Origin of the sequence: Noviherbaspirillum pedocola, assembly GCF_016632335.1 — a bacterium.
Classification (GTDB): domain Bacteria; phylum Pseudomonadota; class Gammaproteobacteria; order Burkholderiales; family Burkholderiaceae_D; genus Noviherbaspirillum_A; species Noviherbaspirillum_A pedocola.
Genome location: NZ_JAEPBG010000015.1, coordinates 1 through 14615 on the forward strand (window position 1 = coordinate 1; position 14615 = coordinate 14615).

20 protein-coding genes and 1 pseudogene are annotated in these 14615 nt (G+C 58.4%); 8 read left to right on the forward strand and 13 right to left on the reverse strand.

Annotated elements, in window-relative coordinates; all coding sequences use genetic code 11:
* A pseudogene (locus JJB74_RS24585) lies at positions 1-119 on the forward strand (IS5/IS1182 family transposase); the annotation flags it as partial.
* Between the two features lie 74 nt (positions 120-193).
* On the opposite strand, the gene JJB74_RS24590 reads toward JJB74_RS24585, so the two are convergent.
* From JJB74_RS24590 to JJB74_RS24625, 8 genes are all read right to left on the reverse strand, one after another.
* The gene (locus tag JJB74_RS24590) at positions 194-712 is read right to left on the reverse strand and encodes a plasmid fertility inhibition factor family protein (RefSeq protein WP_200596404.1); all 519 of its coding nucleotides are present in this window, start codon (positions 710-712) and stop codon (positions 194-196) included.
* A gap of 7 nt (positions 713-719) precedes the next feature.
* Complete coding sequence (locus JJB74_RS24595) at positions 720-1070, reverse strand: hypothetical protein (RefSeq protein WP_200596406.1); 351 nt, start codon at positions 1068-1070, stop codon at positions 720-722.
* A gap of 59 nt (positions 1071-1129) precedes the next feature.
* Positions 1130-3286 carry a helicase-related protein gene (locus JJB74_RS24600; protein ID WP_325170169.1) on the reverse strand — a complete coding sequence of 719 codons (2157 nt, stop codon included), beginning with the start codon at positions 3284-3286 and terminating at the stop codon, positions 1130-1132.
* Entirely contained in the window at positions 3172-3591 is a 420-nt protein-coding gene (locus JJB74_RS24605) for a hypothetical protein (protein ID WP_200596408.1), read from the reverse strand. Before JJB74_RS24605 ends, JJB74_RS24600 begins: the two co-directional genes overlap by 115 nt.
* Positions 3592-3742: 151 nt before the next feature.
* A complete protein-coding gene (locus JJB74_RS24610; RefSeq protein ID WP_200596410.1) occupies positions 3743-4387 on the reverse strand; it encodes a hypothetical protein in 645 nt (214 codons plus the stop codon).
* Between the two features lie 158 nt (positions 4388-4545).
* The gene (locus JJB74_RS24615; protein ID WP_200596412.1) at positions 4546-4842 is read right to left on the reverse strand and encodes a hypothetical protein; all 297 of its coding nucleotides are present in this window, start codon (positions 4840-4842) and stop codon (positions 4546-4548) included.
* Positions 4843-4962: 120 nt separating this feature from the next.
* Positions 4963-5469, reverse strand: a complete 507-nt coding sequence (locus JJB74_RS24620; protein WP_200596414.1) for a hypothetical protein — start codon at positions 5467-5469, stop codon at positions 4963-4965.
* 2 nt (positions 5470-5471) lie between these two features.
* Positions 5472-5882, reverse strand: coding sequence for a metal-dependent hydrolase (locus JJB74_RS24625; RefSeq protein WP_234484827.1), 411 nt, complete (start codon positions 5880-5882; stop codon positions 5472-5474).
* Between the two features lie 87 nt (positions 5883-5969).
* On the opposite strand from JJB74_RS24625, the gene JJB74_RS24630 reads away from it, so the two are divergent.
* Genes JJB74_RS24630 through JJB74_RS24640 form a run of 3 tightly spaced genes read left to right on the forward strand, consistent with a single transcriptional unit; the run spans position 5970 to position 9252 of the window.
* Positions 5970-6389: a hypothetical protein gene (locus JJB74_RS24630; RefSeq protein ID WP_200596415.1), complete on the forward strand. Its 420-nt coding sequence runs from the start codon at positions 5970-5972 to the stop codon at positions 6387-6389.
* A complete protein-coding gene (locus tag JJB74_RS24635; RefSeq protein WP_200596416.1) occupies positions 6386-7579 on the forward strand; it encodes a hypothetical protein in 1194 nt (397 codons plus the stop codon). The genes JJB74_RS24630 and JJB74_RS24635 overlap by 4 nt, the downstream gene beginning before the upstream one ends.
* On the forward strand, positions 7576-9252 hold the full coding sequence (locus JJB74_RS24640) for a conjugal transfer protein TraN (RefSeq protein WP_200596418.1): 1677 nt from the start codon (positions 7576-7578) through the stop codon (positions 9250-9252). Before JJB74_RS24635 ends, JJB74_RS24640 begins: the two co-directional genes overlap by 4 nt.
* 64 nt (positions 9253-9316) lie before the next feature.
* On the opposite strand, the gene JJB74_RS24645 is transcribed toward JJB74_RS24640, so the two are convergent.
* A complete protein-coding gene (locus tag JJB74_RS24645; protein ID WP_200596420.1) occupies positions 9317-10318 on the reverse strand; it encodes a tetratricopeptide repeat protein in 1002 nt (333 codons plus the stop codon).
* Between JJB74_RS24645 and JJB74_RS24650 the strand changes: the two genes are divergently transcribed.
* The 4 genes from JJB74_RS24650 to JJB74_RS24660 are packed head-to-tail and all read left to right on the forward strand — an operon-like array spanning position 10307 to position 13117.
* A complete protein-coding gene (locus JJB74_RS24650; protein WP_200596422.1) occupies positions 10307-10687 on the forward strand; it encodes a lytic transglycosylase domain-containing protein in 381 nt (126 codons plus the stop codon). The two genes, JJB74_RS24645 and JJB74_RS24650, sit on opposite strands and share 12 nt — an antisense overlap.
* Positions 10684-10953, forward strand: a complete 270-nt coding sequence (locus tag JJB74_RS24655) for a hypothetical protein (RefSeq protein ID WP_200596424.1) — start codon at positions 10684-10686, stop codon at positions 10951-10953. Before JJB74_RS24650 ends, JJB74_RS24655 begins: the two co-directional genes overlap by 4 nt.
* 3 nt (positions 10954-10956) lie before the next feature.
* Entirely contained in the window at positions 10957-12624 is a 1668-nt protein-coding gene (locus JJB74_RS33440; protein ID WP_234484828.1) for a GspE/PulE family protein, read from the forward strand.
* A gap of 10 nt (positions 12625-12634) precedes the next feature.
* On the forward strand, positions 12635-13117 hold the full coding sequence (locus JJB74_RS24660) for a thioredoxin domain-containing protein (RefSeq protein WP_325170170.1): 483 nt from the start codon (positions 12635-12637) through the stop codon (positions 13115-13117).
* A gap of 38 nt (positions 13118-13155) precedes the next feature.
* Here the strand turns inward: JJB74_RS24660 and JJB74_RS24665 are convergent, their stop codons facing one another.
* Genes JJB74_RS24665 through JJB74_RS24680 form a run of 4 tightly spaced genes read right to left on the reverse strand, consistent with a single transcriptional unit; the run spans position 13156 to position 14546 of the window.
* The gene (locus JJB74_RS24665) at positions 13156-13371 is read right to left on the reverse strand and encodes a hypothetical protein (RefSeq protein WP_200596428.1); all 216 of its coding nucleotides are present in this window, start codon (positions 13369-13371) and stop codon (positions 13156-13158) included.
* A complete protein-coding gene (locus JJB74_RS24670) occupies positions 13368-13601 on the reverse strand; it encodes a hypothetical protein (protein ID WP_200596429.1) in 234 nt (77 codons plus the stop codon). The genes JJB74_RS24665 and JJB74_RS24670 overlap by 4 nt, the downstream gene beginning before the upstream one ends.
* A 49-nt stretch (positions 13602-13650) precedes the next feature.
* Positions 13651-14136 (reverse strand): hypothetical protein, encoded by a 486-nt coding sequence (locus JJB74_RS24675; protein WP_200596431.1) that lies wholly within the window; start codon positions 14134-14136, stop codon positions 13651-13653.
* 17 nt (positions 14137-14153) lie between these two features.
* Complete coding sequence (locus JJB74_RS24680; RefSeq protein ID WP_200596432.1) at positions 14154-14546, reverse strand: hypothetical protein; 393 nt, start codon at positions 14544-14546, stop codon at positions 14154-14156.
* Positions 14547-14615: the final 69 nt, after the last annotated feature.

Below are 14615 nucleotides of genomic sequence, written 5' to 3' on the forward strand. Positions count from 1 at the left end.
GGATGAACCGATTCCGCCGCGTTCTGATTCGTTGGGAAAAGCTGGCGAAAACCTATCTTGCGTTTCTTCATTTGGCGTGCGCTGTTATTACCTGGCGTGCAATTGGCCTACTGGAATAGGCTCTTAGACCAATGTCGATCGATAAAGTGAGGTGATTGAAAGATGGACGAATAACGATTGCGTATCTCGGTTCTTAGGTGCTGCGTACTGAAACAAGAGAAGCGATTGTTTCAATAGATGTCCCCGATGCTCCGGCGAGGTCGAACAGGTCTTGTGCGCCACTCGAAAATCGGCTCTCTACCGGAAAGCATTTGCAACCGTTAGCTAAAAGATAGATGGTACGCGTAACCCCGTTGTTAAAGCCGACCCAACTGCCGTTTGCCCTTGAGACACACTCGACGTCGATCAATGGAACTGGATTCGTATGGTTATTGAGAAAGCCATCCGCTGCCTCAGCAAACTTGTAATCTCTGCGCCACACATCAGGGTCGCCCATAGCAAAACTGCGGAAAAGTTCGTTCGGATGCTTTCGCCATAGCGCGAGGAATTTCTCTGCATCGACCATTACCACGACATCGTTTTCTTCGTCATGGCGATCGCTGCTTGTACGCATATAGACTGTACCGGCCGCTGTTTTGATATGGAATTTGGCATACCTGGTATGGAACGGAATGCTAACGAGTTCTCGAATTGGGATGTCAATTGTTTGCATAGACATTTCAGGCGTTGCCTGCCGGGAAAACATACAGCGCCTTGGCGACCGAAAAATCCCGGACCAGCGGATGTGCCGTGGAGATGGCCCCTTCAAGGAAGGGGAACAGATCCACCTTGGCTTCCTTGGTGCTGTCGTCGACATAGATATTGGCCGCATACATATCGAACTGCCACATGAACAAATGCCAGTAGTCGTCGTTCGGCGGCGCAAAGATATTCAGGTCATTCGAGCGCAAAGCGGCGTCCAGAGCGTACAGCATCGACTGGATCGGAATGCGCGGCGGCTCCTTGCCATCCATCGCGGCCGGATGGATGAAAGTCGGGGTATCAAAGTCGGGCAAGAAGTCGTGTTCCATGATGTTTTCGTAGTTGTCTAGTTGTTATCGGCAGTTGATTGTCGTTTCTTTATGCTTTGTTATGCGGCCAGTTCTGGCGCCGGCTGCGCTTCTTTGATCAGCGCCTTGTTTCCCGCCTCGATGTCGTGGCGACTGAGATCGATTCCCCAGAACAGGATGCGCGTCGCACCGGTCTGCTCACCACTGTCGCCGTCGACGTTGCCGAAGCCGCGCAGGTCGGCGTCGCGCTCGGCCAGCGTGAAGCCGTCCTGGCACTCCACCATCAGCTGCAGGCGCTCACGGGCGGTGTCTTCAATATCTTCCGGCGTGTACATGAAGAAGTAGCCTTTGCCGCCCTTGCGCGCCAGACGGCCGCGCAGCTGGTGCATCTGTGAAGTGTCGAAGCGCTCGGGGTGGACAATGACCACGGCGCGCAGCGACGGCAAGGTGATTCCGACCTCGATGACGGTAGAGCTGATCAGCACATCCAGTTCGCCAGCCTTCATGCGGTCGATGACGGCGTTCTTCTCTTCACCGGACATTTTCCCGTGCAGCATGCCGACGCGGCCGGTCATCCTGGTACGGAAGCGCTCGAAGGCGGCTTCGACCGAAGCCCGTTCGCCGTCGCCCTTGTCCTCGGCCAGCGGGTAGACGATCGCCACCTGCCCGCCACGCCCTATGACGGTGTTGAGGAAGTCGAAGAGACGGGCGCGCTCCTGCTTCGGCACCGTGCGGGAGACAATTTCCTTCTTGACCGGGCATTCGCGCAGGATCGACAACGCCATGCCGCCGAACTGCACAAGCGCCAAGGTCCGCGGGATCGCGGTGGCGGTCGCCTCGAGGAAGTTGGTGTGGTCCGACAGCAGCGCCTGCTTCTGGCCAACACTCATCTTCTGCTGCTCATCGATGACGACTAGGTCGAATACCAGTCCATGCTTCGCCGCCTGGGCGAGCACGGCCGTGGTGCCGACGATGATGCCGTCGCCTACGCGTGAGCCGGAAACCACTTCCGTCACCGGCACTTCCGGGAAGTAGCCGCGCATCTCGTTGGCGATCTGCGGCACGAGAAGCTGGTTCGGGGCGATGATGGCCACCTTCGCGCCGGCGGTGAATGCCGCGACAGCCGGAACCATGAACGTCAGCGATTTGCCGGTTCCCACGTCGCCTGACAGCAGGCGCCGCATCGGGAACGGCGAACGCAAATCCGAGATGATTTCAGTGATCGCCTGGTGCTGGTCACCGGTCAGAGGGAAAGGCACTCGATCGATCAGTTCCGCGACGGTCTGGCGGTTAATCGCAATCAGGGAGCCGGCCACCGGATAGCGTGCCTGATTGCGCTCGGCGCGATTCAGGATTGCCTTGATCGACAGCCGCTTGGCCAGCACGAGCGCCCGTTCCGCCAGCGCCATCGATGGCGGCTGGTGCAGATGGCGCAGCAGGTCCACTGGATCGCCCAAGCCAGTAAAGTCGCGGAAATCGGATTCGCGCATGCCAAGTTGCTCCAGCAGCAGGCAGGCGGCCAGATCGATCTGCGGCAGCGCCTTGGCGACCGCCTCGGAGACGGATGTCGCTTTTACCTGCCCTGGCTTGCCGGCGTAGATCGGACAGATGCGGCCGCGTTGATCCTCGGGGATGAGCTCCGGAGAATTGATCTGGCGCCGACCTTTCCATGTCACGACTTCGGCGTAAATGTGGAGAGAATCCCCCGGCACCAGATGGGTCCAGTCCCGCACCGTGCCGAAAACAGTAATGGTGATGCCTTCGCCGCGGCCATCGACGGCGCGCATGTTCAGGCGGTGCGCTTTGTTCCAGTCGTGTACTGCCAGTCCCTGCTTGTCGAGGAGTTCCTGCGCTGTGAGAGTGAGCACGAGGTAGTGCTTCTGCTGCTGATCCGGGATCGGAAGAAGATGGATCGGTTCCAGAAAATCCAGGAATTCCTTGGGCGCGCACAGGAGACACTCGGCAAGCGAGCTGAATCCTAATCGGGTGAGGCGGCCAAGACTTTCGGACATGATGCGAGAGGTGAAAACGGATGAGGGATTATAGTAGATAACAAGAGAAGATAATACTCTAAGATAATAAAAAACCCCGACAGGACGAATCCATGTCGGGGCGGCGCAGATCAGGCATGCGCCAGATGCTGCAGGGTTTCGGGTAGAAATTCCGCAATGCTGCGCGGCTTCTTCCTGCGGGGATGAAGCAACTGATCCCACTTCATCGCCTTGGCTGCCTTCCACAGGGCGATATCCTCTTCGAAGGTGTGGACCGTCGAAACAGGTTCCCAATAGACGCGGCGGTGCGTGCCGAAATCCCAGTACACCGGGATCACGTTATCGAGCTGCCCTGCGGCCTTGGCCTTCAACGCGACGCCCATGACGTCGCCGGCGTGTGGGTTATCGCTGGGGAATTGCGGCGTGTTGGCCCATGCGCGCGGATCGGTGAAGTCGAGGACTTGACCACCGATCGGCTTGCCCCAGTGGTCCGGGTGACTCATATGGTTAGGCCAGCGCTTGGCGCCGACCCAGGTTCCGACTCTGAACATTTGCATCTCCTGAAAGTGAATGGATGCAGGCTTGTGCGTAAGCCTGGCACCCTGGAGATGGCAAACACCGAGAGATAAGGAGAATTGGATTGTGCAATCCAATGGCGGGACGAAAAAAAACAGCCCCGTGGGTATACCCGTGGGGCTGCTCTCAGTTTGCAGAGACTTGCTTGTTTTCCTCTGCTTGGGGGGCTGCTTCCAGCTTCTCCGGAGCTGCCGCAGCCGGAGTTGCCTTGGACTCGCTGTCTGCGGCCTTCTGGACTTGGTGTGGCGCGCGGCGAGCAATCATGGCCGGTGCCTCTTCGTTGGTCACGCGCGAACCGGTTATATAAGTGGATTTGGGAGACTCAACTACCGACACGCGATGACCTACTGTGTCATATAAGTGAGACTTCACTTCGTTTTTCGTCCGAGCCACGACCATTTTTTCTCCGTTATCCAGTTCGATGGTGACGACATAGCCGTCGATGACCTTCGGCCCTTTATGAACCACGGCATCGACCACCATGGAAGCGACACCGCCGACAATTGCACCGGTCAGGCTTCCGCCGGTTACAGCTGCTCCGACTTGCGCGCCTGCCTGATCATGCATCGTGCTGTAGTCCACTTCATTCATGTCCACAGGCTCCGCAGAAACCACGGTGCCATACGACAGCTTGGAATCCGCGGCGACCTGCGACGGGAAAAAGTCACAGAGCAGACAGGCTGAGGCATGGGTAGAAACGACCAGCGCGGCGGTTGCGACAAGAAGCTTAAGAGATTTCATTTCATTTTCCTTGAAGGTGTAGAAGACCATTCTCCTAACACCCGGTAATGCTCCACAGAAAGATATAATACCTAACGTATTTCTGATAAGAAACAAAATCTTGCATTCAACGTCGCTGCGCAGTGCCGTATATGCGGTTTTGATACGAAAAAAGTCCCTACGCCGAAGCGTTAGGGACTGGGTTGGTATTAAATGAACAAGTCGACGAACAGATCCGCTGTCGTTGGTTTCGTCGGCGGACTTGGTTCGACCGCCATGCGTTTCACTTCTGGCGCTGGTATCGCCATCGGCATGGTCGACACCATTTCGCGCGTGCTTGGGAGCACCGCTTCGGCAAGAAGCAAATCCGGTTCTTCAGCGGCGACTGCATCCGAACCGCGCATCATGAACGCCCTGCACTCTCGTTCATGGTGCGGAGACAGGAATACCGCTTCCATGCATCCCCCCATCTCTTGCCGTTTCATGCACCAGACAAAGCGCTCCATGTTTTCCACGGTGCTCGGGGTGCTGTGTTCGCAGTTCCCGCACGACTTGATCGCTGTCGATTCCATCAGTTTCTCCTTCGTTGAGGCGCTCACGTTGGCCTTGCGAAGGAGAGATGCATCTCAAGCGAATGGAAGATGAGGCCAGGCGAAAAAACCCGCGATGCCGAGATAGATCGGCCAGGATTTCAGTGAGATTTTCCAGTCGGTGCGCGATGGCCAGCAGCCGAGGAGCAAGGAAGCCAACGCGATCCATAGTGGGACGTCAAGCCACTGAAAGGCCCACCCGTCCTGGACGCGCCAGTAGGCGATCGCCGCTGCGAGCGGCAAACCGAGCAAAGGGGCAATGGCCAAGGGAAGCGCGTTGTACCAGGTGATATTGGCGAAGCTGACCGAGCCGAGTTCGATTTTGCCTTCGGCGCCCGGCTTCGGCAGGATCGACATCCCGACCGGCTTGGCCCTGAGGAGCCCGCCAACGCCGAGATGCAGGCATTCATGAACGAACGTCCCGATAAAAGCCAGGAGGGAAAAGAGGAACACGCTGCGCAATTTCGCGGCGATGAGCGCCGTCAGTAGCAGCGGGACGAACAAATAATATAAAACTGGCAAGGCTTGCGTCGGGATCGGCATCGTTATCGTTTCTTACTGTGTCTAACTTGTTTGCGCCGCTTGTATGGATGGAAGACGGGCACACCCATCGGCGTACGCGCATCCATGAGCACATGAGTCAGGCCGCTGAGCGTAAAACCGGCCGCAATACACCATACAAACGTGCCATCTGACACCGCGTGCCACATGGTCCAAATGGTAGCTGCAATCCAGGCCATCATCCAATGCGTGATGGTCCGGTGCGGTATCAGCGAGTAGCGCGTTCCCCACCACGCCCAGCCAGAGATTTCCATCCAGTCCGGCGAACTGGAGCCCCATACGCAGCCGCAGGCCAGCAGCAGCAGCTGCCACGGCGAAAAAACATCCCTTGCCACATACACCGATGCCGCGGCAACCAGCACGCCGACGGCGAAGTGCGCTCCTTTTGAACTCAATTTGTACCCCTTATCTACGTTTCTGCATACAAAGCCATAACAAGTGGATATACTAGGCGGGTATACAAAAATCATCAAGGGAAAAGCATGGCTTCAAGAAGAACAAACCGGCTGGCGCCGCTGGCGATCGCCCTGACCACCGTGGCGGCGCTCGCATCGCCGGCGCATGCCGCCGACAGCAAGACCATCGTCCGGACCGCACTGCAGGAAGGGGTATTTGTCGGTCAGATGTCGGATGGGATCGCGGGCAAGATCCAAACCATCACACGCTCGTCGAGCCCGGTGCAGGCCAAGGTCGTCCTTGTGAAGCGATTCAAGGATGTCGGATGCGGCCGGCTCAAGTTCACGCTCGGCCAGGAAGCGGTACCGACGATTGGCGGCGGCAACCAGCCGTTTGAAACCACATTCGAGATGAACGTCTGCGCGGACGGCTCCTATCCTTCTGACGGGGTCAATATCGCGCAATTCCCAGTCCCGCCCCAGCCATCGAGTAAGGACTTCAAATGAGGAAACTCCATATTGCGGTGGCGGTGCTTTCAGCCTGCATGGCCGCAGGCTCCCATGCCGGCAAGCCCGTATTCGATCCGGCCAAGCTCACGTCCAGCCATGATCAGGGCATTAACTTTGGCAAGAGCACGGTCAACAGTTCCGCGGCAAACGCCAGTCCTGCGAAGGCGCAGGATACCCCTTACTACAACCCGAACCCGAAACAGGGGGCGGGATTTTCGTCCACCGACATCTTCGGGATCGGCGTGTCGCGCATCAACGGCTGCAAGACCGAAGCCAAGGGGACGGACCAGATGGCCAATCAGGAATGCGAGGCAGTCAATTTCCTGGCGAAGAACCCGGACAATCGCAAGCGCTTCCAGCTGCCGTCGAACGATCCGGCGATCCTGGCCGGGCGCGACGCGATCAACAAGGCGAAGCTGGATACCCTGTCCGACAACGGGTGCGTGATGAAAACCACGACCACACCGGACGAGCACCGCATCGAATCCTGCAACGAATATAACCCCGTCGCTAACAATGACTGCATCATGGGACGGCAAGTGGTAGTGGACGATTATTCCAACTACCAGTGCGATCAGACGCTGAATGCCTACGAATACCCGAAGTGCAACAAGTCGCCCTACTTCAACACGGTGATGACGCCGAGTTGCACGGTCGGCTCGGAAATCAGCGTGAGCCAGCATAGCGCCACCCTGAACTCGGACCCTTGTATCGGCGGCGACAGCTTAACGGTGAAATATGTATGTTCGCCGACTGATGCGCCTACGTTGCACGTTCAGATCGCCGAAGCCGAGAGGTACGACGGCGGCAACTATGACGGTTACCAGCCGGCCAATTATTACCAGGACGTCTCTTTCTCGAACTGCCACGCGACGTTGCGGGGCAATACGACTTGCAACAACGGGAACTGCACCGGCAATTATTACGCGGACATTTTCTATGGCCCACCGCCAACCTACTACACTTGCGCCGATGGCAGCGGAGCGTATTACGATTCCGATAGCAACATTTATTACTGTCAGAGCCCCGACGGCAGTAGGTATAGCCCGAACATCAGCTATGGTGACCAGCGCGGAACCTATAGCGGCACGCTGACGGTTCAGGCCAGCTACCAGACGTACTCGAAGTCAGTACAGTACGCTGGCACCACCAACACCTGCCAGACGCTGGAAGCGAGGGCGCAGTGAGGAAATTTGTCGCGCTTCTCTTCCCGCTCATCCTCACTGCCTTCGGATCGTCTGTGCACGCCGGCGACTGCCGCAAAGTCGGTGAAGTTTGCGTGGATACGACCCCCGGGAAGTACATCGATGGCGTCTACGTGACGATCGACCAGGCGGGCGGCTGCTGGAATTTAGAAGATACCTATGAGTGCATCAAGCCGGACAGCGTTGACTATTGTTCGGGAATCGCCAACACGCCGGGCTGCTATCAGTCCTCGGTAACGGTCAAGGATTATGCGTTCAACGGCGCAGTGCTCGACCAGACCCTGACCTATCGCTGCAACGACGTGAACCAGCCGACGCCGCCCAATACGGTCCGGCTGGACAACACCTACACGGTTGTGAAAGACGAGTTCGACCATACGCAGTGCTTGCCCGATGAGCAGAACAGTCACTGCCAGCTGGCGTCGCATACCTGCACGCAGGGTCCGGAGACGCGGAACATCAACGGTCTTCCCGTCTACCATGACTGCTGGCAGTACCAGGATGAGTACGCCTGCCTCCTGCCGACCAAGACAGACGATTGTCAGGCGCTGAAGGATAAGGGGTGCTCTCAGGTGGATTCCACCTGTCTGACGCAAGATCCGAACGGTCTCGGTTGCACGATGAAGCAAATTTCCTATAGCTGCGTGGTTCGCAAGGGTGAAACCAAGACGGAAGAGGATTGCAGCGTGCGTCAGGTGTGCCAGAACGGGGAATGCTGGGATGCCTCGTCGCCGAACGATACGGACTTTGCGCAGGTGGTGGCAATGCAGGAGGCAGCGCGTGAAGCGGGCAAGTATGATCCGGACGCGTCCAACCTTTTCCGTGGTGTTGCCGAAGGCTGTACCAAGGGGTATATCGGCTTGAAGAACTGCTGCAAGACCGATACGGCCGCTGGGCAAGACAACAACAGCGTCATGACGCAGATGCTTGCAAGCGCGGGTACCGCAGGAGCAAAAGAGGTGGCGAATCTGGGAAGCAAGTACGCGTACGACTTCCTCTACAGCGATACCGGCTGGCTCGGCTCTGGTAGTTCGTGCGTCTCGACACTTTTTGAACCGACGAACTTCTCGGCGTCATTCGGCGCGTACGGCTTTAGCGTAGGAGCAGGCGGCGCCGCACCATCCTTCCTCGGCACTGAATCGGTAGCTATTTTGGGAGGTGAGGCTGGGATGCCGGCCCTCTACTTTAATCCTTACGCGCTTGCATTTGCGGTGGCACTCCAAATTGTCATGGATATGATCTCCTGTACGCCTGAAGAACAAAAGCTAGGCATGGCGCGTGGATCGAACCTGTGTACCTATGTTGGTTCCTACTGCTCGAGCAAATTCCTGGGGGGATGTGTGGAAACCACGCAAAACTACTGCTGCTTCAATAGTAAGCTGTCGCGCATCATCAACGAACAGGGCCGGCCGCAGCTCGGCAGGAATTTCGGTACCGCGGAGAACCCGGATTGCCGTGGCTTCACGGCCGACGAGTTCCAGCATCTCGACTTCTCCAAGGTGGATATGAGCGAGTTTGTGACCGATATCATGTCCTCGGTCCAGGTGCCGGACGCTAACGCAATCAGCCAGCGCATCAGCAACAACATGAGCACGCGCGTGAACAACAACCCGCTGACGAACAACCCGACGCTGACCACGTCGCCTGCGAAGTGAGAAAGGCACTGCAGAAAAAGAAAACCGGGCGCGAAGCCCGGTTTTTTTTCGTCCTATGCGCGCATCAACGGGCGAAAACCTCGTAAATCGTGTTCTTGTAATCCACTTTCTGGCTGCTTCCATGGGTCGCCAGCCAGTTGTTGGCGAAAGACGTCGCCTCGCGCATCTCGGCGTCATCCAGATTGAAAGAAGGGAGACTGCCCGCGCCGACCTTGTCCTTGTTTTTCCCGGTATAGATCATCCACCAGGCCGCCGCCATCACCGGATTCTTGTCGGCGCCAAGGCCCTGCTCATAGATCTTCGACATCAGCGCAGGGGAATTCGCCTCCGAGGCCTGCGACGCCTTCATGAGCCATGCATAGGCTTCCTTGTAGCTTTTCTTCTCGAACAGGATCCGACCGATCAGATAGAAGCCGAGGACATTCCCCCGGTTCGACGCCTCGTTCGCCCACTTCCACGCCTCGTTCCGATCCCCCTTGGACAGCGCATGCAGCGCCAGCCGGACCTGCGCCTGCTGGACGCCAGCGCCAGTCGCCGCTTCCTTGAACATTGCCATGGCGCGATCCTCGTTTTTCGGAACGCCGCGGCCGAAGAAGTACAGCACGCCGAGATTGTATTTGGCCAGCGGATAAGTCCGGGCGGAGGCGGCGAAATAGTTGAACGCCGCCGCGCTGTCCTGTTTGACCCCTTTCCCATTGTCGAGCATCCAGCCGGCGAAATTCTGCGCGGTGGCATTGCCGTTCTTCGCCAGCGCGAACATTTCGCCGATGGCCGCTTTGCTGCCGGAGCGATAGGCGCTCCATGCGCGCAGCACTTCCGCGCTGTCCTTGGCCTCCCCGAGGACGGCCATCATCTTGTCGGCCATGCCCGGAGCTTCTTCTGCCATCGCGAAAGGAGCCGTAAAGAGAGCGAGCGCGATGAGCGCGCGGCCGGGGTGTCGCAGTATCTGCATAAAAATATACCCGTGTGATATAGCTACATGTGTTGTACTGCTATAATAACACGGATGAATACCCGCACTGTATCCGCTTTTGCCGCGCTCTCCGTGATGTCGATGAGCGCCCATGCGTTCTGCTTCGATGAAGCGGCGCATCGCTATCACGTCGACAAGCAGCTGCTGATGGCGATTGCGAAGACTGAATCCGGCTTCCGTCCGAACGCCTACAACATCAATGCCAATGGCTCGGCCGATATCGGCCTCATGCAGATCAATGACAGCTGGCTGCCGACGCTCAGGAAATGGGGGATCGACCGGACACGCCTTTTTGATCCCTGCACGAACGTGAATGTCGGTGCCTGGGTTCTGGCAAATAACTTTGTCCAGCATGGCCGCACCTGGAAGGCGGTGGGCGCGTACAACGCCCGCTCGACCGACAAACAGGAGGCGTATGCCATGCGGGTCTGGAAAAACCTCAACATAGGAATGCGTCCTTGAAAACCATCATTGGAGGCGCAGCCTCCGCCCTTACCATCGGGTTCGCCCTGTATGTCATGGCATCGCCCGACTCCTGTACCCGTGTCGACCGCGGCGCGGCGCCGGTCAGGATCGCGATGGACGGTGTGCGTTGGGCTGGCCACAACTGGCTCAGCACTGACGCCCGTCTGGAGATGCTGAAATACAGCATCCACGCGGACGCGGGAACCCAGCGGTTCCTGTCGCAGCAGTTCTACGGCCGTGCTGACGTGTGCAAGGCGGAATAGGCGATGATCCGCGAACCAGACCTGTTTATTGCGATTGGCCACACCGATCGGGAAGCGACCCAGCGGCTCAATGACCTGTTCCACGATGCGGCGACGCGTCGCGTCTCGGACGTGCATCTGCTGTTTCAGGAGGGCCGCTGCCAGATCTGTTTCCGCGCCGGCGGCGTGCTCGAGGAAGTGATCGTCATTGATGCGCAAATGGCCAAGCATTTCGACGAGAAGATTCGGGCGCGTGCGCAAATGTCGCAAGCGGATCGCCATCGCTCGCTGGACGGGCGCATGCGCCTGCGCTATGCCGACCGCAGTGTCGACGTGCGCGTCTCGGTCATCCCGGTGGTCGGTGGCCAGAAAATCGTCTGCCGCCTGCTTGACCAGGCGAATGCCGCCATGTCGATGGATTCGATCCGCATGACGCCGATGACTCGGTACTACCTTGACGAGCTGATCGAGGAGCCACAGGGACTTCTGCTGGTCTGCGGCCCGACCGGCTCCGGCAAGACCACGACGCTTTACGGCCTGCTCGGCGCGCTGAATGACGGCAAGCGCAATCTGATGACCATCGAAAACCCGGTGGAGTATGTGATTCCGGGCATCGGGCAGGTCAACATCGACCAGCATGTGTCCTTCCCCGATGCGCTGCGGGCGATCCTGCGGCAGGACCCGGATGTGATCCTGGTGGGCGAAATCCGCGACGCGGAAACCGCCAAGATTGCCGTCAGCGCCGCCAATACCGGCCACCTGGTGCTCTCGACCCTGCACGCGAACAATTCCGCGCTGGCGATTACGCGCCTCATCGAACTGGGTGTCGATCCGCAGACACTGGCCGCGGCCTTGCGCGGCGTGCTGGCGCAGCGGTTGGTACCGACGATCGACCCGGACGATGGCTTCGAGTGGCAACCTCCCTCCGAATTCGATTCGGCATGGTTGGCGCTCCACGGCATCGATGCGCAGGGACTTTACTTTCCTCGGCTCGACAAGGAACAGAAGTTCACCAACAAGACCCCCATCATCGAGATGGTGAAAGCCGACAGGGCAGTCAGGGCGGCGATTGTCTCGGGTCAGGGGGAACTGCCGATCTTCAATGCCGCCGCGAGGCAGATGCAATTCGAGACCCTTGCGCAGGCGGGCGTTCGGCTTGCCAATGACGGCGTCACCTCCATGGATCAGGTGCGCAAGATCGTCGGCCAGGATGCGATCCTTCCGGAAGTGCGGCGTCTGGGCGAGGTACTGGTGGCGAATCGATCAGCCGAGCTCACCCAGATCACGAAGGCGCTGGAAATTCAGGTAAGCCGCTACAAGCAGGGACGGCTCACCAGATTGGGGGAAATCCTGATCGAACAAGGAATCTGCACCGTCGAACAGGTCGTGGATGCGATCGGCCTGACCGAGAGCGCTCCGGAGTGCGCCTTCTTTTTCGTCATGCGCGGAATGCTGACGGAGAAGGAGCTGAAAGCAACCGTGCAGGAATGGAAGTCGCAAACCCAGCGGGAGTCGCTGTTCGACATGCTGGTCAACAAGGAATTTTTAAATAAGGAAGAACTCTATGAATCGTCGTTTGTTTCTTGCGCAGGCCGGTGCACTTCTTGCGGCGCCAGCCATTGCCAGCGCACAGAAGGCGGAATCGCAGCCCCTGAAGATGCCTTTTCGGGAAGTGGGCTTCCGGTTAGCTGATTCCCGCAAGGTGCTCTGCTTTTTCGCGTTCACCTGCCCGGTATGCGCGGCATACCATGCTTCGATCGCGCAGTGGGGCGAATCGCTGCCGCAAGGATGGCAGCTGGAGTTCGTGCCGGTGACGCTGCCGCAGCGGGATACCGTGATCGCGGCACGGGCTTACTTCGCCGCACTGAAGGCGGATCGCGCCAAGATCTATGACTTCGTCGGGTCGGCCTATACCGAGATTCAGGATCGCGGCATGAAGCAGGATGATCCGCGTACCTGGGAAACGGCGGCAAAGGTAGCCAAGATGCCGGGATTTGCCGAGAGCTGGCAAAAAGTCACCACCGAGGCGGTCAAGAAGTCCTATGACGACTTGGTGGCCTACCAGGTGTCGGCCACGCCGACGCTCGCGATCGGCGGCCGCTATGTCATTACGCCGGACGATACGAACGGCGACCGCGAACTCTTCTTCAAGCTCGCAGGCGCGATGGTCTCGAAAAGCATGTGATTGAAGTGCCGTGGGCGCGCTGCGGCAGAGGGTTACAGCTATTGTGCGGTATCGGTATTGCCGCTCGGCTGGCGCTCGGTCGCCGCAACTTGCGCACGGCATGGGGTACCGCTTTGGCCGCGCGCCGTAGCGCCGTCAGAGAGGGGCGCGTAGGCGCGAGGAAGGCTCTTGGCGTCTGCCTGAGCAACGGCCTTGCGTACGGCGATATCGCACAGGTCTTTGAACCGATCGCTCAGAATGAGTTTGCTGTTCATGCCGTGTCCTTGGGATAGGGCCTTGCGCGCACGACCTTACCCTCAAAGCTGACTCTCACCAGTTCCTTGCGCCCATCGGCCCATTCGCGGACCATCTCGTCGGGATACGCATCCTCGCAATAATAGACTGGATCGCCGGGCGCCATGTCCGCTCTGGCGACTTCACCATCACTGCGAACGAGTTCTAACTCGAGCTGCTTCCACATTCGGTTTTGTTCATCCGACTTCATCAATCTGCTTTCCTGCCTGTCGTCTTTTGATGCGTGCGGGGCGCTGGGCCTAGCCTTTCCCTCTGACATCCAATTGATACAGCAGTTCAATAGCATCAAGCGCGTCCTGCAGACGGCGCGCGACCCGCGGCGTGACAAACAAATCGACATCGCCAGTGCGGGCGTAATGGATCCGGTTCGGGCCCACCGCCTCGATGCCATTGCCGCCCGAACCGGTTTCAAACAGGGTGAGATCGCTGTCTTGTCCGACGTCGAATGCCCAACTCATCAGCTCGGTCGCCGAAGTGATGTTGTATATATAGCCGCGAGCACACCAGTCGAGCGTATTGACGCCCCATACCTTCGCGAGCAGGGCTTCCACGTGGCCAGCGTAGTCTGCGTTATGCGGTGCCTCGAAGAAGACCACTCTTTCCTGTAGCGGCCGATCCGGCTCGGTCATGGACTCCGGGAGCGCGACGAAGGCGCGATACAGGGTGCCATTGCCTAGTTCTGTGATCCGCGGACGCCCTCCAGGCAGGAGCTTTTTCGTGATCATGGGGGCCTCTCTGCTATTCAGGAAATCCAGCTCAGCGCAATTCGAATGCCTTCGCTGAGATTGCCTTTGCCGAGCTTCTTCGCCCGTGCGATGCTGACCGCGTCGAGGTAGACGTTGTGCCGTGCGCCGCCTTCCAGCTCCGCAGGCCGTCCAACCTGCCCTTGGCTGGCCGGCCACGGGATCTCTCTCAATTTTCCCTGCCAGTTGTCCGGCGTACCGGGCGCCGAGTCGAACCGGTGGGTTGCCAAGGCCGAGCGCAGATATTCCAGGTGGACGCTGATCGCCTCGCCTTCAAGCTCTTCGCGGCCAAGAAAAGTATCGAAGACAGTTTCGGCGATCGAGCGCGCCCCCGTTTCGGTCCGCTCGAAGATGTTGCCATCGGTGGTGCGCAAGTAGATGCGGTAGCTCATGCCAAAGAAATTGCTTCAGGTTTGTCTGGAGAACATGTTCAATAATTATATACACACTTAATCTCCGGC